Below are 22029 nucleotides of genomic sequence, written 5' to 3' on the forward strand. Positions count from 1 at the left end.
GACAAAAAGGGGGCTGATTTTCGGAGAGTATGAGACCATGCCAGCATGGAGGCAATCCTCGTTTGCCGACGCCTCAACCAAAATCTCAGGGACCGCGCGCTTCCAGCGTGCCGGCTTCTGCATCTTGCAGAAGCCATCAGTCAAACGTCCCCCAACCTCACCAGCCCCTCGACTCTCCCCCAATCCCACCGCCCCCAACACCTGGCGACGCAGTCGCTTTGGGACTGCGGTGAGCATCACCGCTTTGGCTACGCCCTGTGAAGTTCGAGCCCCTCACCACCCCCAACGAAGCCCAATGCCCCCATCAAGCCTTCGTGCCTTTGTGCCTTCGTGTGAGACCCTCCCTTTCCCCTCCGCTCACCATTGCCGATTGCCAATCCACGCAACAACCACTCCCCACCCCAGCGCAGCGTCTCAACCAGCGAAGCGTCTCAACCCTCATCGCAAGGACCCGGCATCCCATGGCGTAATGATCACCCGCAACGGTTGATCTGAATCTCATGCTGCCCCTGCGATGAAACTTCTCCGCATCAGCCCCTGCTTGCTGCTTCTCCTAGGCAGTGCGCCTGCGGGCCAGATTCACGCTGTGGACGCTGGCACTGAAACCAAGGACAATGCCGCAGGGCTGGCTCTCTTTGAGGCGAAGATCCGGCCCATGCTCATTGAGCACTGTTACGAATGTCATTCGGCCGAATCTGGCCAGACCAAGGGCGGGCTGCTGCTGGACTCAAAACAGGGCTTGCTCACCGGCGGGGACAGTGGCCCGGCCATCGTCCCTGGCGCTCCGTCCGCGAGCCTGCTGCTGACCGCCATCTCCCACACGGATCCGCATCTGAAGATGCCGAAGAAGAAGGCGCAACTCCCTCCCTCCGTGATCGCGGACGTGGGGACCTGGATCAGCCTGGGCGCCCCGGACCCTCGCGAAGGCAGGACGAAGATCACGGTGAAGTCCCCGGCCAAGGTCGGACCGGAGCCGCAATACTGGTCCTACCGGAAGCCGGTGCATCAAGATCCGCCGGAGGTGAAGCAACCTGCGGCGGCCCTGGGCGATCTGGACCGTTTCATCCTGGCGAAGCTGGATGCCGCCGGCCTCTCCCCCTCTCCGCCTGCGGGCAAGGTGGCGCTCATCCGACGGGCCACGTTTGATCTCACCGGTTTGCCACCTTCTCCTGCGGAGGTGGAGGCGTACTTGCGGGATGACTCCCCGGAGGCCTACGCCCGGGTGATCGAGCGTCTGCTGGCCAGTCCCCACTATGGAGAACACTGGGCCCGGCACTGGCTGGATGTGGCGCGCTATTCCGACACCAAGGGTTATGTCTATGCCCGTGAGGAAAAACGCTTCGTCCATGCCGCTCCCTACCGTGACTGGGTGGTGAAGGCGCTCAACGAGGACATGGGCTACGACCGCTTCCTCCTCCGACAGATTGCTGCGGACCAGGTGGAGCCCGCCGGTTCACCGCACTTGGCGGCCATGGGGTTCCTGACGTTGGGACGCCGTTTCCTTGGAGTCACTCATGACATCATTGACGACCGCATCGACGTGCTGATGCGCGGCACGCTGGGGCTCACCGTGGGATGCGCCCGGTGCCATGATCACAAGTTTGACCCCATCCCCACGCGGGACTACTACGCGCTCTACGGGGTTTTCCAGAGCTGTGCCGAGAAGCTCGTGCCCAGTGCGCCCCCCTCCCGGGATGAGGCCTTCGCCTCGAAGCTCCATGCGCTGGAAGCCAAACTTCAAACGACCCTCCGACTGCGCCGGGATGAACAGGCTGCTCGCGTGCGGGCCACCCTCTCGCAGCACCTGACCGCCCAACTGGAGTTGGAGAAATATCTCGAGGAAGCCTTTGGACAGCTCCTGGATGCGCAGGACCTCAATCCGGTGGTGGTCCGACGCTGGCAACGCCATCTGGAAAAAGCGCGGGTGCGCCATGACCCGATATTCACCGCGTGGCATGCCTTTGCCAAACTCACTCCCGCGGACTTCCCACAACAGTCCGCGGCTGTTTCCTCTAACCTGGCTCACCGTCAAGATGAAGGGCATCCTCTGGTGACAGCGCTCTTCACGAAGCCGCCTGCGAGCATGGTCGAGGTGGCGGAGCGCTACGGTGCCCTGTTTGTCGATCTCGAGAAGCAATGGCAAGCCCACTTGAAAGTCCACCCCGAGGCCGAGGCCCTGCCCGATCCCTCTGCGGAAATGCTGCGGCAGGTGCTCTATGGGCCGGATTCGCCCTGCCTGGTGCCGGATGAAGCGATTGCGAACATTGAGATGTTTTTTCCCAACAACGTCGTCGTGGAGCTCTGGCGGCTTCAAGGCGAGGTGGACAGGGTCCTCATGGAGCCCTCCCACGCTCCCGCCCATGCCGTCATCCTTGAGGACCGCGCCCAGCCAGTCACCGCGCGGATCTTCAAGCGAGGCAACCCGCTGACCAAGGGCGATGAGGCACCGCGCCAGTTCCTCCAGGCGCTTTCCGGTGACACGCCCCGCCTTTTCACCCGTGGCAGCGGCCGGTTGGAGCTTGCCCAATCCATCACCGATCCCGCCAACCCGCTCACCGCCCGCGTCATGGTGAACCGCGTGTGGATGCACCACTTTGGCCAGGGCCTGGTGACCACCCCCAGCGACTTCGGCGTGCGGGCGGAACCGCCCAGTCATCCGGAACTGCTCGACTGGCTCGCCCTGCGCTTCATGGACAGGGGCTGGAGCATCAAGGAGCTGCACCGGCTCATCATGCTCTCGTCCACCTATCAACAAAGCTCGCAAGGCCCAGACCATCCCGCAGCGCTCCGGCTGGCGCAGGAGCGTGATGCCGACAACCGGCTCCTCTGGCGCATGAATGTGCATCGCCTGAGCTTTGAAGAGGCCCGCGATGCATGGCTCGCCGCCGCAGGCCATCTGGATGGGCGTGTCGGCGGCCGCCCCCAGGATCTGTTCGCTGACTCCAACACCCGGCGCACCCTCTATGCCACGGTCGATCGCGAGGATCTTGCTCCGGTCTTGCGCACCTTTGATTTTGCCAATCCCGACCTCTCCATTCCCCGGCGCACGGAGACCACGGTGCCCCAGCAGGCCTTGTTCGCCATGAACCATCCCTTCCTCGCGGCGCAGGCCCGGGCTCTGGCCGGCCGGAAGGAAGTCCAGGCCTGCCGCACGGATGCAGAACGGATTGCCCTGATCTATGCTCTGCTTTATCAGCGAAGCCCTGAGTTCGAGGAGCTACAGGCGGCACTGGACTATGTGCGTGATGCCGCAGTGCCGGAGCGTCTCGCCATACGCGAAACGGCCAAGGCCTGGCAATACGGCTACGGCGGGTGGGATGAAGCAGCGGGACGCCTGAAAAGCTTCACGGCCCTGCCCCAGCTCAAAGACCGCGCCTGGCAGGGCGGAAGCCACTGGCCGGATGTGAAGCTCGGGTGGGTGCAGCTCACGCCCAAGGGAGGCCATCCCGGCAATGACAAGGAGCACGCCGTGGTGCGTCGCTGGACAGCGCCTGCCGATGGCGACTACATCGTGGAATCCCTCCTGAAACACGAGCCGGCGGCCGGTGACGGGATTCGCGCCTTCGTCAGCCAGGGCTCCCGGGGTCAGTTGCGAGCCGTCACCCTGCATCAGTCGGAATCGGTGATGAACCTCGACGGACTCTCCCTCAAGGCAGGCGACACACTCGACTTCGTGGTGGACATCGGCAACGGACTGAACAGCGACCAGTTCCTCTGGTCACCCCGGATCCGTTCCGCCGGGAGTGCAGGGTCCGGGGGCGATGTGGACGCCCAGGTGTGGGATGCGGAAGCTGATTTCCCTGAACACACCGACGGTGCCCTTGATCCCTGGGCCCAGCTCGTGCAGGTCCTGATGCTGGCGAATGAATTCATGTTTGTGGACTGAATGGCTATGAACCCAATTCTCACGCCCCCTCTTCCGCTCTCGCGACGCGAGTTCCTGCGCCGCTCCGGGCTTGGCTTCGGCATGATGGGACTGGCGGGGCTGGTGGCTTCGCCTGAACGACTGGCCGTGGCCAGCACGAGCGCGGGGCAGCTCAGTCACATCGCACCCAGGGCCAAACGCGTCATTCATTTCTTCCTCAATGGTGGGCCCTCTCATGTGGACACCTTTGATCCCAAGCCCGCATTGGCCCGGTATGTGGGCAAGACCCTTCCGCAGACCCGCCTCACTGAGCGGAAGACCGGAGCAGCCTTCCCCTCCCCGTTCACCTTCCAGCGCTACGGTCAGAGCGGCATCGAGGTCAGCGAGCTCTTTGCGAAGACGGCCGCCCACATGGATGACATCGCCGTGATCCGCTCCATGTACGCCCAGGTGCCCAACCATGAGCCGTCCCTCATGCTCATGAACTGTGGCGACTCGGTGCAGCCGAGGCCCAGCCTCGGATCCTGGCTCATGTACGGTCTGGGCACGGAGAATGAGAACCTCCCGGGCTTCATCGCCATGTGCCCCGGCGGCCAGCCGATCAAGAGCGCGGAGAACTGGCAGTCCGCCTTCCTGCCCGGCATCTACCAGGGCACCTATGTGGACACCCAGCACCGTGAACTGGACCGGCTCATCGAGAACATCCGCAGTCCCCATGCCACCGCCGGGGTCCAGCGTCGACAGTTGGATCTGCTCCAACGGATCAACCAGGCCCATCGCCAGGACCGGCTCGATGTCCGGCTTGACGCCCGGATCCAGTCCTTTGAGCTCGCCTTCCGCATGCAGACAGAGGCAGCGGACGCCTTTGACCTTTCGCATGAGCCTAAACACATCACCGACCTCTATGGCAATGGCGTCCACGGCCGGCAGACGCTGATCGCCCGCCGTCTGCTGGAGCGCGGGGTCCGATTCGTGCAGCTATGGCACGGCGCGGGCCAGCCCTGGGACAACCATGAGAAGATCGAGGAAAACCATCGCAAGCTCGCCGCCGAGATTGACCAGCCCATCGCTGCCCTGCTCAGCGACCTGAAACAGCGTGGCCTGCTGGATGAGACCCTCGTCATCTGGGGCGGCGAATTTGGCCGTACCCCCACCGTGGAGATGGGCGGCGGCACCTCCAAGCTGGGCCGCGACCACAACCACTATGGCTTCACCGTCTGGATGGCTGGCGGTGGCATCAAGGGCGGCACCGTCCATGGCAGCACCGACGAACTCGGCTTCGCCGCCCAGGAGAAGCCCACCAGCGTCCATGATCTTCACGCCACCATCCTGCATCTCATGGGCCTCAATCACGAACACCTCACCTACCGCTACGCCGGCCGAGACTTCCGTCTGACAGACGTGTATGGAGAGGTGCTGCGGGAGATCATTGCCTGAGCCGCCTGCCCGGTGATGGTCCATCCGCCATCCAGCGAGATTTCAGGAAATCACCACTTTCGGCCCGGCTGACTTTTGCATCTTGCAGAAGCCCTCAGTCAAACGTCCCCCCGACATCACCAACCCCTCGACACTCCCCCAATCCCACCTCCCCCAACACCTGGCGACGAAGTCGCTGTGGAGTGCGGTAAGCATCACCGCTTTGGCTACACCTTGTGAGGTTCGAGCCCCTCACTACTCCCAACGAAGCCCATTGCCTCCATCAACCCTTCGTGCCTTTGTGCCTTCGTGCCTTCGTGTGAGAACTTCCCTCCTGCCCATCCCACGCTGCAGGAGCCTCAACCAGCCGCCGCCCCGGGGCGGCGTCTCAACAAGCGAAGCGTCTCAACGTGCCGCTTGCGGCACACCTCAACTTCCCTTGCCCCCTCCGCTCACCGAATCCATCCACTCCACCACACGCTCGGTGAGTTTGAACGAGCCCGTACGGTTCACGTGATCCGCATCATAAAACTCGTCGGGCGGATAGTCATGATTGCCCCCTTGATTGAAGTCGTGGAACCAGCTCAGGGGCAGGTCCTTGTCCAGCGCCTCCAGCCGTTTCACCATCTGCGCCATGGCCTCGTGCGTGCTCCAGTCCGGATCTGCGGCCGGTGCGTCCTTCACCCAGGGGTGCATGGGGGTCACCAGCAGGAGGACCTTCACGCCTTTCGCATTGAGCGCCTTCACTGTTTCCACGAACTCCGTCCAGCGCTCTTCGCTCCATTCGAAGTTCGCGGTCTTGAACGTCTCATTGATATAGGTCCGCAGCTTTTCGGGCTCCGTCGCATCCGGCATGCCGCCGCGCTTGCGACCTTCCCAACCCCAGTCGTCAAAGTTGTTCACCTCCAGCTGGCGCACTTCATCCACGGTCACGGGTGTGGTCGCCGCCGGCACCGGCCAGAGCTTGGCCTTGTTCTCCTGATCATAGTGCCAGCCCGGACTGGCCAGAAACTCCGAAAGCTTCCGCGGATCCTCCCGCTTCGCATTGAAGCTGCGCGGGCTCACGCCCCACACCACCCACTCCAGCTTGGGTAGCGGCAGCACATACTCCCGCACTACCAGGCACTGCATGGCGTTGTTTGCCCCGGCCGGGGCCAGATTCAGCGCCACGGGCGTGCCCTGATTGATCTGCCGGTAGAACATGCGCGTGGAAATGCCCTTGGTCACCAGCGAGTTCCCCATGGCCACGACCCGCAACTGGGGACGCAGCTTCCAGTAAAGCCGCATCTGCTCTGAGAAGAAGCCGCCGTAGTCCTCCCGCAACACCAGGGGGGCCTCCTTGCCCTTCGGCAGCGGTGTCATGTCCAGGTACTTGGGCAGGTCCTCGGTCACGTCGAGGTCATCACTCTGGCTGACGTCTTCCAGCTCTTGTTTTTCCGCGAACGGCCGGAGGTTCAGCGTCACTTCCTCCTCCAGCTTCTCATTCACCGGCACCTCCTTGGCCGCCGCCACACACCAGTGGGCCACCCGGATCTTTGGCTCGTCACACACGCCGTACATCACCTTTTTCACCGCGTACTCGTGCCACACGAGGGCATCATCATACGGCAGGATGTCGGCAGGCAGCTTCTTCTTGGAGATGGCCACCCTCGTGGCGACCACCTGAAGATCTGCCCCCGGCACCCTCTCCACGCTCTTTTTCTCGCGACAACCCACCAGCAGGGCCAGGAGCCAGAGGGAACAGAGCAAGCGGGGAGTCATTGAAGGGCAATCTGAAACAAATCCCATCGCATTCAAGCCCGGTCAAACCGGCCTGATGCCCTGCGGAATCAATTCGAATCCAAACTGATCCAATCGATTCACCCCCCATCGAAACGACGCCACCCCCTTTTTCACTTGCCCTCGCAGGTCGCCATCCAGGCAACGATCCGCTGGGTCAGCTTGACCGAGCCTGCCCGGTTCATGTGGTCGGCGTCATAAAACTCTTCGGGAGTGAAGTCATGGTGGCCCGCCAGGTTGTAGTCCCGGTACCAGCTCCCAGAGAGCTCCTGGTCCAGGCCCTCCAGCCGCTTCACGAGCTGTGCCATGCCTTCGTGGCTCGTCCAGTCCGGGTCGGCAGCCTCGGTTTCCTTCACCACCGGGTGCATGGGCGTGGTCACCAGCAGCACCTTCACCCCTTTGGCATTCAGGGCCCGCACGGTTTCCACGAACTCCTGCCAGCGGTCTTCCCCCCAGGAAAAGTCGGGCTCCTTGAACTCCTTCTTGATGAAAGCGCGGCGTGTCTCCGCATTGCTGGTGCTGGGCAGGGCGATTTGATCGCGCCCCTCCCATCCCCAGGCGTCAAACTTGGCCACCTTGAGCGAGGCAAGCTCCTCCACCGTCACGGGCGCGGTCGCGGGGGCTGGCCAGAGTTTGGTTTCATTCTCCTGATCATAGTTCCATCCCGGACTGGCCAGGAAGACCTCCAGCTTCATGGTGTCCTCCCGCTCCGCATTGAAGGCCCGGGGACTCACTCCCCAGACCACCCACTCCAGCTTGGGCAGCGGCAGCACATACTCCCGCACGATCAGGCACTGCAGCGTGTTGTTGGCACCGGCCGGGGCCAGGTTCAGAGCCACCGGAGTACGCTCATTCTCGGCCGGGAAAAACAGGCGGGGGTTGATCCCCTTGGTCACCAGGGAGTTCCCCATCGCCACGAGCCGGAGCTGGCTGCGCAGCTTCCAGTACAAGGTCATCTGCTCAGAAAACAGGCCGCTGTAGTCCAGCCGCAGGGATTTGGGAGTCTTGTCCACGCGCAGGGTCTGCCCCAGATCGATAAAGCGCGGCACCTCCTCATCAAAGGCGAGGTCATCGCTCTGCGCCACCTCTTGCAGGGCCGAGTTGGCCTCGAAAGGCCGCAGACTCAGGGCCAGTTCGTTGCCCACCTCTTCGTCCACCGGCACCTCTTTGGCCCCGGCCACACTCCAGTGAGCCACGCGGATTTTCTCGGCCTTGCAGTCCCCAAACCAGACCTTCTTCACCTGGTATTCATGCCAGACCAGCGCGTCATCATAGGGCACCACATCCATGGGTTTCTTGGCCTTGGAAACCGCCGTGCGCTCTGCCAGCACTTGCAGTTCAGCCCCAGGAACACGCTCCTCCCGACAGCCTTGGACAGCTAAAAGCACCAGCACAAGGCCCAAACGGGTGGCAATCATCTGGTGCCACTCTGGAGCAAGTCCTGTCCCGCGCAACCACCGGAAAACCAACATTGCGCCACACGTCCCGCCTCCTAGATTGGCCCATGCCTTCCCCGCTCGCCCCGGACGTCCAGCTCATCGCCATCGCCGCCATGGCCTCCAACCGTGTGATCGGCCGGAACGGCACTCTGCCCTGGCACTTGCCGGAGGATCTGAAGTTCTTCAAAAAAACGACCGCTGGCCACCCGGTGCTCATGGGGAGGAAGACCTTCGAATCCATCGTGGCCGCCTTGGGCAAGCCTCTGCCGAACCGGCGCAACATCGTCCTCAGCAGCACCCTTGCACCGCAGGAAGGCATCGAGGTCATCCCAGACCTCGCCAGCCTTTCCCAACTGTCCGCCCTGACCTCACCCGTGTACCTCATCGGCGGCGCCCAGCTCTACTCCGCGCTGCTGCCCGTCTGCGATGAACTTTTGCTCACGTGGATCGACCAGGCCTATGAGGGCGATGCGTTTTTCCCGGCCTTTGAAGGGGATTTCACCCTGCAGGAGGTGCTTGGCCGCGGAGAGGGCTTCGAGTTCCGCCGTTACGTGCGAAGCGGCAGATAGGGTCTCGCGGGCCGGGACGTTAGACTGCTCCGCGCTTGGCGAAACCGGGCGCGTGCTTTCTTTTCTCCCACTCATGAAACCATCTGCCTCGATCCTCCTCGCTCTGGCGCTGGCCACCGCTACGGCTGGCCCCGCCTTCGCCGACGGCCCCAAAGACAACATCCCCACCAACGTCCGCCCCATCCCGCCCGTGGGAGTGGAGGTCCCCCAGGCCGACCGCGAGGCCATTGAAAAAGGACTGCAGGAGCTCAAGGCCGCCATCGAGGATGCGAAGAAGGCTCAGGCCAAGAACCCCCAACTGGCCGACCTGTTGCCGGATGTGGAAGTCTTCTACAAGGCCGTGGACTGGGCGCTGCGTTACCAGCTCTTCAGCAAGCCGCCAGAGATCAAGCTCGCCTTTGAGCAACTGGCCGAAGGCAAGTCCCGCGCCGAAGCGCTGAAGAAAGGCGACGCCCCGTGGACCCGCCAGAAGGGGCTCGTGGTTCGAGCCTATCGCTCCAAGATCGACGGCTCCGTACAGCCCTATGGCCTGGTCATTCCCGACAGCTACGACACCAGCGGCGGCGCCCCGGTGCGCCTCGACTTCTGGATCCACGGCCGCGGCGAGACGCTCAGCGAGCTCAGCTTCGTGGATCAGCGCATGAAGCAGAAGGGTCAGATTCTGCCGAAGGACGCCATCGTCCTGCATCCCTACGGCCGCTACTGCTGCGCCAACAAGTTCGCCGGTGAGGTGGACCTCTTTGAGGCGCTGGAGCACGCGAAGAAGTTCTACCGCATCGATGAAGACCGCATCGTCATGCGCGGCTTCAGCATGGGCGGTGCTGCCGCCTGGCAGTTTGCTGCGCATTTTGCCGACCAGTGGTGCGCCGCCAATCCCGGAGCCGGGTTCGCGGAGACTGCGGAGTTCCTCAAGGTCTTCCAGACGGAGGACGTGAACACCGTCCCCTGGTGGCACAAGAAGCTCTGGGGCTGGTATGACGCCACGGACTATGCCGTGAACCTCATGCAGTGCCCCACCGTGGCCTACAGCGGCGAGATCGACAAACAGAAGCAGGCGGCCGACATCATGGACCGGTTCCTGAAGGTGGAAGGCCTGGACCTCACCCACATCATCGGGCCGCAGACCGCGCACAAGATCCATCCGGACAGCCTCATCGAGATCGAGCGACGCCTGGCCGACATCGTCGCACTGGGCCGCAATCGCACGCCTGCGGAGGTGCACTTCGCCACCAAAACCCTCCGCTACAACCAGATGAACTGGGTGACGGTGGACGGACTCGAAGAGCACTGGGAAAAAGGCCGCGTGGATGCCGTGGTGAAGGGCGACGCCTCCGTGGAGGTGAAGACCAGCAAGGTCACTGCGCTCACGCTCAACTTCGACGCCGGGCACAGTCCCTTCCATCTCCAGAAGAAGGTGACCGTCACGCTGGATGGCACCCCCTTCACCACCAGCACGACCAAGCTGGACCGCTCCTTCACCGCCGCCTTCCAGAAGAAGGACGGCAAGTGGCAGCTCGCGGAAACAACTGCCGCCGGCCCTGCCCCCGCCGCTGGCAACGTGCTGGCCAAGCGCCACGGCCTGAGCGGCCCGGTGGATGACGCCTTCATGGACGCCTTCCTCTTTGTCACCCCCACCGGCCCGGCCCTGAATCCCGCCGTGGAAAAATGGGTGGGCAGCGAGCTCAACCACGCCGTGGTGGAGTGGCAGAAGCAGTTCCGCGGCGACGCCCCGCAGAAGAAGGACACCGAGGTGAAGGACGAGGACATCGCCCGCAACAACCTCATCCTCTGGGGTGACCCCTCCAGCAACGCCGTGCTCAAGAAGATCGCCGACAAGCTGCCCATCAAGTGGACCGCCGAAGGCCTGGAAGTGAACGGCAAAAAACACGCCCCCGGCGAAAACGCCCCGGTGCTTGTTTACCCGAACCCGCTGAACCCCGCCCGCTACGTGGTGATCAACAGCAGCTTCACGTATCGCGAGTATGACTACCTCAACAACGCCCGCCAGGTGCCCAAGCTGCCCGACTGGGCCGTGGTGAACTTCAGCGAAGCGCCCAATGTGGTGTCGCCTGGCAAGATCACTGACGCGGGCTTCTTCAATGAAGCCTGGCAGTGGAAGCCCGCCCCCGCGGAAGCCAAGACCGCCGCGACCAAGCCCTAAGGCTCCCGTCACAAGGTCCCATAAACGCAACTCCTCGCTCCATCACCGCCCGCCGGTGATGGAGCATGGGGGAAGGGATAAGCAAGCTCACCAAGAGCCACCCCTGGCCCCCGCAAGCTGAACCCCTGCCCTCCAGACCACTCCGCCCCCAACACCTTGACGCACTGCCCACTGACGCACTGACACACTGGATTCTCTTGCTCCGCGCCAGAAACGAAAGATAATTGCGCCATGCGTTTCCCCATGCTCCAGCTGCTGCTCGCATGGTTGCTGGCCGTCACCACCCAGGCTGCGCAGGAGGAGCCCCCGCCCCTGTCGCCCACGAGTATCCAGGACGACGCCCGGCTGTTCAATCCTGAGCAGACCGCGAAACTCACCGCTCTGCTTGCCACCACCCGGCAGCAAACGGGCGTCAGGATCACCGTTGCCACCTTCACCTACACCAGCGGCATCACCGTCAGCCAACGCGCCCAGAGACTGGCCGCCGCCTGGTTGGGAAATGAGCCCGGCCTCGTCTTCGCTTTTGACCGTGGTTCCTCCCAACCCGCCATCGCCGTCTCCCCCGGGCTCTGGAACACCTACCCGGCGGATGACATCACCATGATGGTCCTGCGAAACAGCACCGTCTTCACCCAGGGGAACCCCATTCCAGATGAGCGCATGGTCGCCGCGATCGAAGCCTCCGCCCACCAGATTGGCAGTCTGGAAACGATCCGCCGCCAGCGGCTGAAGGTCTTCACCAAAGACGACCGCCAGCTGGCCACCGTGGTCATCATCGTGCTTGCCGTGCTCGGCTTCGCCTCCCTCTGGTTTTCCCGCCGCATCCGGCACAAACGCGCCGTTCAAGAGGAAACCTACCTGTTTCCCGACGTCCACGTCGGCCTGCGCCTCGGCGCCCCCTTTGGCGGAGGCACGGCTGCCGAAGTCAAAGGCCGGGAGTGAGGAACTCCTGACGCCCCACTTCCAGGCAAACTGGTCTTCACGGCAGGATGCTCCACCAAAGAAGAAGAACTCCCGTCCCCAAGGTCAGCGAAACTCGGGGACCACATGCTTCCAGCGCGTCGCCTTCAGCATCCTGCAGAAGGCCTCAGGGTCGCAAACACCGTCCTAGATCTTCCCACCCCAATGTCCACCAGCTGCGGGCGGCCGCACCACTCCCGCAATACCCTCGAACCCCAACTGACGCACTGACGCACTGGTTTACCGAATTACCGAATCACCGAACCCCCGTCCTCAATCCTCCTCCGCTCCTTTGGGCGGCAATCCCAACTGCAACCTCATCTCGCCCAGGCGGATATCCATCTCCTCCACAAAACGCCAGGGCAGGCGCTTGCGTTGGTACTTGCGCCAGAGCACGTCCCGCAGGGCCTCATAGTGCTCCAGCTTCGGCTCAAGCAGCGGCTCCCACTCATCCATCTGATTCGTCGTGTGGAAGAAGTGCCACTTTCTCGCATCCCAGCAGGCGCGGAAGTGCAGACGGCGGTGGTCTTCATCCCGCTCATGCCATTCATGGGTCTGGGAGTGGAGTTTTACTTTCATGGATAACGAAGCGGAAGGGGGCTGAGCGAGCGGGTGTCACACACCTCTTGCAGCCAGTTCAGGCCAGATGCAAGCCCGGCCTGCCTGACCGGGCCTCATGCCCCCCTGGTGATGGCAGCCCCCCCGAGCACCTCAAAGAAACTCCGTCATCCCGTCAAAGCCGTGCGAGACCGGGATGGCGTGGCCGATGTCCTCCAGGATCTGGCGGGTGAGGCACAGCTTCCGGTCCAGGAACACGTCATCATGCATAGGGTCGTGATGGGTCACAATCCAGCGCTGCACCCGGGCCAGCTTCATCAGAGCGCACGCATTCGGCAGGGAGCAGTGGCCCCAGCCGATCCGGGACGGGTACTCGTCTGCCATGTATTGGGCCTCGTGCAGCACCACATCCACCCCGTTCAGGAAGGAGACGATTTTTTCAAACGGTGCCACCTGGGGGTGATACCGGCTCAGGGCGTGGGGAGCGCCAGTGTAGCCCTGGAGGAACTCGTCATCCGGCATCCACACCACCGACTGCTCGCCCGTCTCCACCTTGTAGCCCACCGTCGGCAGCGGATGGTGGGAGAACTCCCAGGTCACCCGCACATTGCCGATCTCCACCGGCTTCTCGCCGATGTGCTGGAAGCGCAGATTCGACCGCATGTCCTCCATCTGCACAGGGAAGTAGTCCCGGTCGAGCTGACCGCGGAAGAGCGCCTCCAGGTTCTTCCCAAAACCCGTGGAGCCGTACACCGTGATGTCGAAGCCCGGCAGATAGGCTGGGGTGAAGAACGGGAAGCCCTGGATGTGATCCCAGTGGGTGTGGGTGATGAAGAGGTGCAGCTTGCGCGGCCCGCCTTCCAGAATGTGGTTCCCCAACTCGCGAATGCCGCTGCCCGCGTCAAAGATGAGCAGGTCATTCCCCACCGCAAAGGACATGCAGGACGTGTTCCCGCCATACCGCTGGAACCGATGCCCCACGGTGGGCGTGGACCCGCGGGTGCCCCACAGGGTGAAATGCGTGCGCCGCGTATCCAGCACCGGCTGGTAGCTGATGGGCACCGCCGAGGCGGGCAGCACACCTGCTCCCGCCACCCGGGCATCAGCCACCATGGTGCCGCCCAGGGCAGCAGAAACTTTGCGCACCAGATCCGCGGGATTGAAAGGCTTGATCAAGTAGTCCAGCGCTCCCAGCTCTGCCGCCGCCTGACGCTCGGTCTTGAAGTCCTTCGCACTGCACACGATCACGGGCAGGTCCTTCGTCTTCTCGTCCGCGCGCAGGATCTTGAGCGCCTCGATGCCGTTCATCTTCGGCATCATGATATCCAGCAAAATCAGGTCCGGCAGATCCTCCCGCACCTTCACGATGCACTCCTCGCCATCCGCCGCCAGTTCCACATGAAAACCCGCCCCCTCCAGGGCGTAGCTCATGGCTAGCGCGATGATATTGGCATCTTCAACCACGAGGATGCGCGCGGGTTTGGTACGTGCAGGGGGATTTTGGCTCACTGGGGTGAAACAAAGGCGGCTGTCGCGCGGGCGCAACCCCCAAAATGAGGGGGCACCACCAAACGGAACCGTCAGAAATTGGATTGCAAGATCTCCAGCGACCAGCTTGTTTGTTTGTCTGCGCTTATGCGCATATAGACGATATCATTCTCACTCTCAGATCCATCCACCGCACTTCCTCAATGAATACACGACTCCTGGTCGCTCTCTGCACTGCCCTGGCCGCCCCCATGGCCTTCGCCACCCCGAGCGGCCTCAACAACATCCCCACCGCCGACGTCACCCCTCCCGGCGTGCTGGTCATCCAGAGCTTCACGAACTTTGGCAACGACAAGGACGCCGACCTCACTCTCGGCTTCAAGACTGGGCTCGACCTCTTCGGCCAGAAGTTCGAGTTTGGGGCAGACTCCCACATCGTTCCTGACAAAGGCGGCCCCATCGTCCTTCAGGCCAAGTACAGCCTCCCGCTGGGTGAAGGCCTCCCCACCCTCGGCCTGGGCGTCGCCAACATCGCCATCACGGAGGACGACCGCGCGGGCGATCCCTTCAGCTACCTGGTGCTTTCCCATGACTTCGGCGGCCTCTTCCGCGCCCATGCCGGTTACGGCTTCCAGACAGACAACAACAGCGTCCTCCTGGGCTTGGACAAAACCGTGAAGCTCTTCGAGCGCGACCTCACCCTCCGCAGCGACTTCATCCAGATCCAGGACGAGTCCCAGTGGATGGGCAGCCTCGGCTTCCTCTACGCCCTGCATGAGAACGTCGTGCTCGAGTCCTGGGCCAGCCAGCCCTTCGACGACGGCGACACCATCTACACCGTGAAGCTGAACTTCGTCTTCAAGTTCTAGACCACACACGGTACCCCCCTCCTTTTCCTCAACCGCAAACCTGCCCCAATCCTTAGCCAACCACCCATGAAACCCACATCATTCGTTGCCGCCCTCGTCGGCATCACCACCCTCCTGGCCGGCATGGCCCAGGCTGAAATCGGCCTCATCACACCCGCCGACGCCAAGGCCCTCATCGAGAACCCGGATCCCGCCAAGCGCCCGATCGTGCTCGACACCCGCGGCGGCTACAAGGACTACTTCCGCGGCCACCTGCCCACCGCCCACCACATCAACTTCGACACCCTGCGTGGCACCGACCACGCCGTGCCCGTGCAATACCTGCCCGAGGACATCACCAAAGCCCTCCTCGTGCGCGCCGGTGCCGACAAGGACCGCCTCCACATCGTGTACGCCACCGGTGAAGCCCTGCCCAACGACGAGATCCTCAGCGCCACCATGGTGGTGCATGTGCTCGAGAAGGAAGGCATCAAGAACATCCGCATCCTCGATGGCGGCCTGCCCGCCTGGAAAGCCGCCGGGTTCAAGCCCACCCAGGAATACTTCGGCAACCCCGCGGGCAAGCTCCCGGAAAAAGGCAACCCTGAAGTCGCCCTCACCGCAGATGAAGTGATCGCCAAAAAGGACAAAAAAGGCGTTATCCTTGTGGATGCCCGTCCGATCAACGAATACCTCGGCCAGGACGAAGTCTGGCTGCGCAAGGGCCACATCCCAGGCGCGGTGAGCTTCCACTGGGCCCGCCTCACCGAGAAGGACAACACCCACAAGTTCAAACCCTTCTCCGAAGTGAAGGCCGACCTCGAAGCCGCAGGCATCACCAAAGACAAGGAAATCATGTGCTACTGCGGCACCTCCCGTGAAGGCAGCCTCCTGCGCTTCTACCTCAAGCATGTGGCTGGCTACCCCAACGTCCGCCTCTACGAAGGCGCCTGGAAAGAATACGTCTGGCTCAAGGACAAGTCACTCCCCGCTGAGACCGAGGCACCAAAAACCGCCGCCAAATAAGCTGCAGACCTGCACCGCCTCCGGTTTAGCTCAGGAATCATACCCCAAAGCATGCCTTCGCAAGAGGGCATGCTTTTTTGCTTTGTGGGTTCAGGTTTAACCGCAGAGACACAGAGGGCACAGAGGTTTCGTGAAATCACCATCTGAAGGCAGGGCAGACGCCCATGGCTTTTGAGCCCGCGTTCCCGGCGGAAGAGCTCCTTCTAGCCAAAGCGCAACCTCTCATCCCCTCGAAGTCCGCAAACAGGGTTGGAGTACCGCGTTTACGCGGCTCACTCTACAAGCCACCCGTGACGTCTCCTCAATCGACAACGTCTGGAGTCTTGATCCCCTTGGAGGCAGTTGGCAGCACCTCACGAGGGACACATCGCATAGCGGGAATCTAGTGCCTGCCAAGGAACCTGGGTGGCGAAACGCGGTCTGGCGATTTCTCAAAACGACCTGTGCCGGAGAAGCCAGGGGAGCGCACGCATCTGGAATGCTGTTTCCGGCATCTTGCCGGGAACATCAGTCAGCGCGGGGCCTCGCGAGGGGCAACCAAACATTCATGCCACATCGCATTCGAGCGACATGGAGGCGTTGAAGGTGGTGGGAGGAAATACGCATGTTGTCGGCCTTCCCACCTGAGTCTCATCGTGGGACGGCACCCAACGTAGACTCGCTGGAAGCTCGTCAACGTTGGGCTTGTAGCCCCATCCTCTTCGAGGAAGAACTTCGAAACTGAGCCCAGTGGAAGTCGCCAGTTCTTTGGCAGCCACCTACTGGTCTTTGATCACCCTCCATCCCAGCGCCCCTGTAGTCGTCGACGTAAGGAGAACAGACCAATCGCGCGAATTTTGGGTGGCCGCCAAGGAACCACCCGGAGGTGCCATTCTCAGTTCGAAGCTGATCCCCAGCGGGGATCTCTAACACAGCCCAACGTTGGACGAGCCCCAAGCGAGTCAACGTTGGGTACCCCCGCAGAGGATGATCAGGTGGGAAGGCTGACAGCATCTCCTTTCTCCCCACCGCCATCAACACCCCCACGTCAGTCCCCCCGGTTCCTTGGCAGGCACTAGCTGAAGCGTCTGCAAGCTTCGCCTTCTCACCGTATCACCAAGTTTCGAAAGACTCTGGTCCTCTACGCGAAAGACGCTGGAGCAACCCCTCACTTCGCCTCTCCCTCATTCCCCTTGTCTTCCTCCAACGTCAGCGAATCAAAATAAGACCTCGGCGGCCAAATGCTGATCACATGTCTCGGCTCAAACTCGATCACCTCACCAGTCCTGATAAACTCAATGTTTGACGCATCGTTGTCGAGCACCCCCTTGTAGCCCAACGACGTGTACCCGGTGACGCGCACCCACAGACGCTCCACCTCAGGATCACGATTAACGGGAAAGCGAAACATCAGCTTGCACCATTCTCCCACCTCCAGGCGCTGACGATTCCACTCATCGGGCAACTCGAAGGTCGCCGCGTGTAGCTTCCGATACTCCACCGCATCAACAAGCTCATAACTGGGAACAAAATCCTCCATAACAGATGCGATACGCCACTTTCACGCCTCCCCATCACCTTGCCCCGGCCCATCTCCCGCACACTAAAATCCACGAAATACCCCGTCCTTACGAACGGCCTCGGCAAACTCCTCGAAGTCCATGTTTCCGATCGCAAGGTTGTTCTCAATTTCTGCCACATGCTTGGCAGCTGCCCGAAACTGCGCTCCGCGATTCTCGGCTAGATCTACCACCAGCAATGGGAACCTGGACTTCGACATCGCAATCGCATCCGCCACCACCAGGAAGCTGTGCGGATAACCATCTGGAGCCGCCGCAACCAGATCATCCACACTGGCACCACTACGCTCAGCATCCTCCAGAACCTCCATCGTAAAGAAAAACGGGTCTATGGGGTCATTCACCTGCTCCATGAGGCGTTCCCAGGCTTCGTTGTCTGCAAAATCGGTGCGCACCAACAGTGCGTACTTGGTGATGGGGAGAGGATCCATACGTGCTTTGTAAGAAGCATGGACCTTCGGCGCAAGAGCACCCCTGTCCAGCTCTCTCATTGGGACAGATCTAATCGGGCGCTTTCCACTTCTCACCCCTCACCCGCTCCACCATGTCTACATACGCCGCCTCGATCAAAAGCCCGACCCCGGATTGAAATGATCATTCACCCGCTTTGAGAGCACAAGATAAACCCCGATCGCGGCCGAAAGCACGGCGGAGAAAAGCAGCCACAAACGGATGATGGCGAAGAAGTTCACGTTCAGATTCCCCAGTTGAGTCCAGGAGGCAAACGTGAGGATGGCGCCCACACCACAACGAGCAGCCGTGATCCACCGCGCCCAACCCTGGCCAGAGATGAGAAACAGGGCCAGCACGACGTTGATCACCAGCCCCGCCACATTTCCGGCCAACCCACGGGTACCGACCAAGACGCCCCACAAGACAGCATTGAGCAGTGAGAAGCCGATGATCAAAAGGGCGATGCGGGTGACAAGAGCTTTGCTGTCCATAGTGAATTTCAGAGACGTGGTTGGAATGAAGAAAGGAAGAATTTCCAAAGCAAACTAGCCCACCTTCTGCCCAACCACCAGATCTATGACGGCCTATCGATCGAACAAATCGAAATCTGATCATGCCGTCCGCTCCAATACGCCGCTCCCTCTACCGTCTTCCTCCGAGTGGGGGAGGCCTGCTCAGTGCCAATTCCCAGAACTCCGTAACCCGGCTCCAAACTCACGAGCGCACCCGGACACGGACATCTACCACTCCACCCTACTATTGCCCTCTCTGCCCCCTCGTCCCGGAGGGACGCTGGACTGTAGCCGGTGGTGACAACCACCGGATCACACCATCCCACCGCCCTCGCGTCCCGGAGGGAAGCCGGATCGGCTTCACTCTACGCTCTCCAAGCCTCCGCCCGATCCTCGCTAAAAACACCTGGCACCGCTCGAAGCTCATCCCTGAAAGGGATATCTACCACAGCCCAGTGGTTGGATGAGCCCTATGCGAGTCAACCCTGGGTACCTCGCCACACGATCCATCAGGTGTGAAGCCGACCACACTTGCTCTCCACCTCAAGACACTCACCGGAACCCATCATCCCCCGGCTCCACTAGCGAGGCTCCCAGCTCCGCTCATTCACAGCAGTGCCAACAAAACCCAGCATCACAATTGTTCCAAACAATCCTCCTCAAGCCGAAGGTCATTGAGAAAACCACCGAACCGTCCGTCCACGTCCAAGCTCACGTCGAGGACGCACAGCCCTCGATCTTCGACCTCTTTAACCAAATAAATTCTCCCCAAGCAGAATTCGAAGATGCGGCGGCTTTCCTCAGGAAGCTCATCCACCCAATCCGGCATCTTCACAAACCTGACTCTGCTGCCAGCTTGAATCACAATAGTCAAGTACGAGTGAGATCAGACCTCAGGCTGGGACACTGCGCCATTTGCTGTAGATGAAAACCAGATCCGCTCGTCGTGGTCGATCAAAAGCAGGTCACCGGTATCGAAAACGAACAGGATATCGGAAACTCCATCCAACAGTCCAATCGGACGGCCGCCTTCCTGACGCTCAAACTCCTCCACGAACCGGGTAAAATCATCATCCGTCAACCGCAAAGGCAGGAGCGACACCATTCCGCAGTCCGGAATCACGATGACTTCCCGAGTTCGCGGCAGAATTCCAGGCAACACGTTTTCGATGATGAAAGTCTCAAGGTTGGAAGAGACATCCTGAACGATGCGCTGAAAGCCGCCTGGAGCCGCTGCCATGATGGAAGCGACAGCATCGAAGCTAAGCTGCTTAAGCGTTTTCATGGAAGCAAATCCCGGCACCCACTTGGTCAAGGTTGCCAGCGCAACTTCCCATGACAGCGGCTCCGCTTTGTATCCGGTATGATCCGAAACCAAGTTTGCCGAATCACGGGCGGGCGGAGCAGGGTTCCGTTCATAGCAAATCTCCGACAGGCTGGCGACAAACTCTGTGACCTCCGCCGACGCTCTTTCAACGGACAAGGAGACCACCAATTCATCTTGAGGAAAACGTCCAAACATAGCTCCCTTCGGCACCGTCGAAGGAATGCCCTTGGCTGCAAAGTGCTGAAACAGCAGCCCCGATACCTCAATGGGGCAAAACAAACACACGGTCTCATCATGAAGATCCTGAATAGCAATTTGCGCTCTCAGTCGTCCTCGATTGATCTGTTCGCGGGGCATACGACTCCAAGAATAGCCATACTTCCGAGATCAAGCAAAGTCAGTTCCCGACTCCACTTCGCACACCACCTCCCTCTCACCCCGCCGGATCGGCATCACTCCACTACTCCATCACTCCCCGTCCCCCTCACCGCCCCTCCACCAGCGCCAGCAACTCAACCGGCTCCGCCACACACGCAAACGCCCCCGCCGCATGCAGCTCCTCCCGCGTCCCATAGCCCCACAGAACACCCAGCCCCCTCACCCCATTGTGGTTCGCGCCTTTCATGTCGTACTCACGATCCCCAATCATCACTGCCTCCTCAGGACGGATGGCCTCCCGCTCCAGGATGTAGGCAATCAGCTCCGTCTTCTCCGTCCGCGTGCCATCCAGCTCGCTGCCGTCCACCGTGTGGAAATACTTGCTCAGCCCAAAGTGCTCCACGATCCGCCGGGCAAAGACCGTCGGCTTGGAGGTGGCTACTCGGATGATGTGCCCGCTCTGCTGCAGCTGCTCAAGCGTCTCCACAATCCCGGCATACACCGCATTCTCAAACAGTCCGACGGTCCCAAACCGCTCCCGGTATTTTCCCAGCGCCTCCTCTGCCAGATGCTCCTTCTCCGGCCCCAACAGCGTAGCGAAGCTCTTCTTCAGCGGCGGCCCAATGCACCAGCCAAGGTTCTCTGCAGGAGGCGGCACCACCTCCAGGCTGGCCAGCGCATGCTGAATGCTCCGGGTAATGCCCGGAAAGGGATCAGTGAGAGTGCCGTCGAGATCAAAGAGGATGTGCATAGGGGAACAGGTAGCGGGCACCAAGGCAAACTTCACCGACTCATCGCCCGATTCGTCCGGATTGCAACAGACGACAAGGCTATCACCGTGTCCTGCCTACTTGGCCCTTTTGTCGGCGAGAATATGTTGAGTCAGCCCCCTCTGACGCAGTTCCGTCTCTATTTGCTGCAGCAGTTCGAGCTTCACTTTTGTCGGGCTGGGCAGTGGAGGCCCCATGCCTCGACGCACGCCAGTAGGCTTGTGTTCAATCCAAATGCAATTTCCGCCCTCCGCTCTCGCGGACGTGATAATGATGTCTTCGACTCTCAACATAGCTCCCGTCGACACTAGCCGCAGTTTTCCCGCCTGCCACCTCAACCCTCCGCATCCTCCCGCTTCGGGACCAGCTTCAGTCGCGTCCAACAACTTGTGTGACGCTTGCCATCCCAGCTGCCATGGCGAAGCGCCGTAGAGAAGGTTCTTCCGCAATATGGGCACTTCGCATAGCCATTCTTGTTGACCGAAGCAGGCCGTCGTCGTCTAAAAAATCCACGCACCCTGCTTAGCAACGCTCGCGCTCAAATCGGGAGTCCATTGCCATAGTTGTCCCAGAACACTGCTGTGCAGCCATTGGGACAGATTGAAGATCCGCCGCCCAATCCCGCGGCCCGGTCCATGGGAGCGCCACACTTCTCACACAGATATTGTTTTCTTCGGAAGATTCCCATGATGTCCGGATTGATGATGTTCAATGATGCTTGCACGTGACGGATGCGGGCGCGCCATCGGTCAAGTCGATCCTCGCAGGTAGAGCACCACTTTATCCCGGGGCTCGAGTTGCACATTCACTTCTCCGTTCATCATGTCCCTGAGACCCGAGTGAATCCAGATGTTTCATAGAACCACCATATGGACCGCCCTGGACCTACCCGACGGGCGAATGGGGATTGCCGTCGATCTG

At 61.3% G+C, this 22029-nt stretch carries 16 protein-coding genes; 7 read left to right on the plus strand and 9 right to left on the minus strand.

The genetic code is table 11. From position 1 onward, the window contains the following. Positions 1-514: 514 nt before the first annotated feature. Complete coding sequence (locus BV034_RS29705) at positions 515-3886, plus strand: PSD1 and planctomycete cytochrome C domain-containing protein (RefSeq protein ID WP_050030574.1); 3372 nt, start codon at positions 515-517, stop codon at positions 3884-3886. A gap of 6 nt (positions 3887-3892) precedes the next feature. Beyond that, complete coding sequence (locus BV034_RS29710; RefSeq protein WP_265593615.1) at positions 3893-5302, plus strand: DUF1501 domain-containing protein; 1410 nt, start codon at positions 3893-3895, stop codon at positions 5300-5302. 408 nt (positions 5303-5710) lie between these two features. On the opposite strand, the gene BV034_RS29715 is transcribed toward BV034_RS29710, so the two are convergent. Together BV034_RS29715 and BV034_RS29720 are read right to left on the minus strand one after the other, a co-directional pair. Next, positions 5711-7042: a hypothetical protein gene (locus BV034_RS29715; RefSeq protein ID WP_050030576.1), complete on the minus strand. Its 1332-nt coding sequence runs from the start codon at positions 7040-7042 to the stop codon at positions 5711-5713. A 131-nt stretch (positions 7043-7173) separates the two neighbouring features. Further along, positions 7174-8478, minus strand: coding sequence for a hypothetical protein (locus BV034_RS29720; RefSeq protein WP_050030577.1), 1305 nt, complete (start codon positions 8476-8478; stop codon positions 7174-7176). Positions 8479-8564: 86 nt separating this feature from the next. Here BV034_RS29720 and BV034_RS29725 point away from each other — a divergent pair, with 86 nt between their 5' ends. From BV034_RS29725 to BV034_RS29735, 3 genes are all read left to right on the plus strand, one after another. Beyond that, positions 8565-9068, plus strand: a complete 504-nt coding sequence (locus BV034_RS29725; protein WP_050030578.1) for a dihydrofolate reductase — start codon at positions 8565-8567, stop codon at positions 9066-9068. 73 nt (positions 9069-9141) lie between these two features. Then, positions 9142-11229, plus strand: coding sequence for a prolyl oligopeptidase family serine peptidase (locus BV034_RS29730; RefSeq protein WP_050030579.1), 2088 nt, complete (start codon positions 9142-9144; stop codon positions 11227-11229). 231 nt (positions 11230-11460) lie between these two features. Further along, on the plus strand, positions 11461-12171 hold the full coding sequence (locus BV034_RS29735) for a TPM domain-containing protein (RefSeq protein ID WP_081888211.1): 711 nt from the start codon (positions 11461-11463) through the stop codon (positions 12169-12171). Positions 12172-12462: 291 nt separating this feature from the next. On the opposite strand, the gene BV034_RS29740 is transcribed toward BV034_RS29735, so the two are convergent. Both BV034_RS29740 and BV034_RS29745 read right to left on the minus strand, forming a co-directional pair. Beyond that, positions 12463-12768: a hypothetical protein gene (locus BV034_RS29740; protein ID WP_050030581.1), complete on the minus strand. Its 306-nt coding sequence runs from the start codon at positions 12766-12768 to the stop codon at positions 12463-12465. A 132-nt stretch (positions 12769-12900) separates the two neighbouring features. Further along, entirely contained in the window at positions 12901-14256 is a 1356-nt protein-coding gene (locus BV034_RS29745) for a response regulator (protein WP_265593616.1), read from the minus strand. Positions 14257-14438: 182 nt separating this feature from the next. On the opposite strand from BV034_RS29745, the gene BV034_RS29750 reads away from it, so the two are divergent. After that, on the plus strand, positions 14439-15104 hold the full coding sequence (locus tag BV034_RS29750) for a hypothetical protein (protein WP_050030583.1): 666 nt from the start codon (positions 14439-14441) through the stop codon (positions 15102-15104). 66 nt (positions 15105-15170) lie between these two features. Beyond that, positions 15171-16109, plus strand: coding sequence for a rhodanese-like domain-containing protein (locus tag BV034_RS29755; RefSeq protein ID WP_050030584.1), 939 nt, complete (start codon positions 15171-15173; stop codon positions 16107-16109). A 1147-nt stretch (positions 16110-17256) separates the two neighbouring features. On the opposite strand, the gene BV034_RS29760 is transcribed toward BV034_RS29755, so the two are convergent. The 5 genes from BV034_RS29760 to BV034_RS29785 all read right to left on the minus strand — a co-directional run bounded on the left by BV034_RS29760 (position 17257) and on the right by BV034_RS29785 (position 21089). Then, positions 17257-17628 (minus strand): hypothetical protein, encoded by a 372-nt coding sequence (locus BV034_RS29760; protein ID WP_050030585.1) that lies wholly within the window; start codon positions 17626-17628, stop codon positions 17257-17259. Positions 17629-17691: 63 nt separating this feature from the next. Then, positions 17692-18099 carry a hypothetical protein gene (locus tag BV034_RS29765; protein ID WP_050030586.1) on the minus strand — a complete coding sequence of 136 codons (408 nt, stop codon included), beginning with the start codon at positions 18097-18099 and terminating at the stop codon, positions 17692-17694. 135 nt (positions 18100-18234) lie between these two features. After that, positions 18235-18612, minus strand: coding sequence for a hypothetical protein (locus BV034_RS29770; RefSeq protein WP_050030587.1), 378 nt, complete (start codon positions 18610-18612; stop codon positions 18235-18237). Between the two features lie 907 nt (positions 18613-19519). After that, positions 19520-20317 (minus strand): hypothetical protein, encoded by a 798-nt coding sequence (locus tag BV034_RS29780; RefSeq protein ID WP_050030589.1) that lies wholly within the window; start codon positions 20315-20317, stop codon positions 19520-19522. A 127-nt stretch (positions 20318-20444) separates the two neighbouring features. After that, positions 20445-21089 (minus strand): HAD family hydrolase, encoded by a 645-nt coding sequence (locus BV034_RS29785; protein WP_050030590.1) that lies wholly within the window; start codon positions 21087-21089, stop codon positions 20445-20447. Positions 21090-22029: the final 940 nt, after the last annotated feature.

Source organism: Verrucomicrobium sp. BvORR034 (genome assembly GCF_000739635.1).
Lineage (GTDB): Bacteria > Verrucomicrobiota > Verrucomicrobiia > Verrucomicrobiales > Verrucomicrobiaceae > Verrucomicrobium.

Coding starts and splice junctions, on each gene's coding strand:
- BV034_RS29705 (WP_050030574.1), top strand. CDS start 515: ATGAAACTTCTCCGCATCAGCCCCTGCTTGCTGCTTCTCCTAGGCAGT.
- BV034_RS29710 (WP_265593615.1), top strand. CDS start 3,893: ATGAACCCAATTCTCACGCCCCCTCTTCCGCTCTCGCGACGCGAGTTC.
- BV034_RS29715 (WP_050030576.1), bottom strand. CDS start 7,042: ATGACTCCCCGCTTGCTCTGTTCCCTCTGGCTCCTGGCCCTGCTGGTG.
- BV034_RS29720 (WP_050030577.1), bottom strand. CDS start 8,478: ATGATTGCCACCCGTTTGGGCCTTGTGCTGGTGCTTTTAGCTGTCCAA.
- BV034_RS29725 (WP_050030578.1), top strand. CDS start 8,565: ATGCCTTCCCCGCTCGCCCCGGACGTCCAGCTCATCGCCATCGCCGCC.
- BV034_RS29730 (WP_050030579.1), top strand. CDS start 9,142: ATGAAACCATCTGCCTCGATCCTCCTCGCTCTGGCGCTGGCCACCGCT.
- BV034_RS29735 (WP_081888211.1), top strand. CDS start 11,461: ATGCGTTTCCCCATGCTCCAGCTGCTGCTCGCATGGTTGCTGGCCGTC.
- BV034_RS29740 (WP_050030581.1), bottom strand. CDS start 12,768: ATGAAAGTAAAACTCCACTCCCAGACCCATGAATGGCATGAGCGGGAT.
- BV034_RS29750 (WP_050030583.1), top strand. CDS start 14,439: ATGAATACACGACTCCTGGTCGCTCTCTGCACTGCCCTGGCCGCCCCC.
- BV034_RS29755 (WP_050030584.1), top strand. CDS start 15,171: ATGAAACCCACATCATTCGTTGCCGCCCTCGTCGGCATCACCACCCTC.
- BV034_RS29760 (WP_050030585.1), bottom strand. CDS start 17,628: ATGGAGGATTTTGTTCCCAGTTATGAGCTTGTTGATGCGGTGGAGTAT.
- BV034_RS29765 (WP_050030586.1), bottom strand. CDS start 18,099: ATGGATCCTCTCCCCATCACCAAGTACGCACTGTTGGTGCGCACCGAT.
- BV034_RS29770 (WP_050030587.1), bottom strand. CDS start 18,612: ATGGACAGCAAAGCTCTTGTCACCCGCATCGCCCTTTTGATCATCGGC.
- BV034_RS29780 (WP_050030589.1), bottom strand. CDS start 20,317: ATGCCCCGCGAACAGATCAATCGAGGACGACTGAGAGCGCAAATTGCT.
- BV034_RS29785 (WP_050030590.1), bottom strand. CDS start 21,089: ATGCACATCCTCTTTGATCTCGACGGCACTCTCACTGATCCCTTTCCG.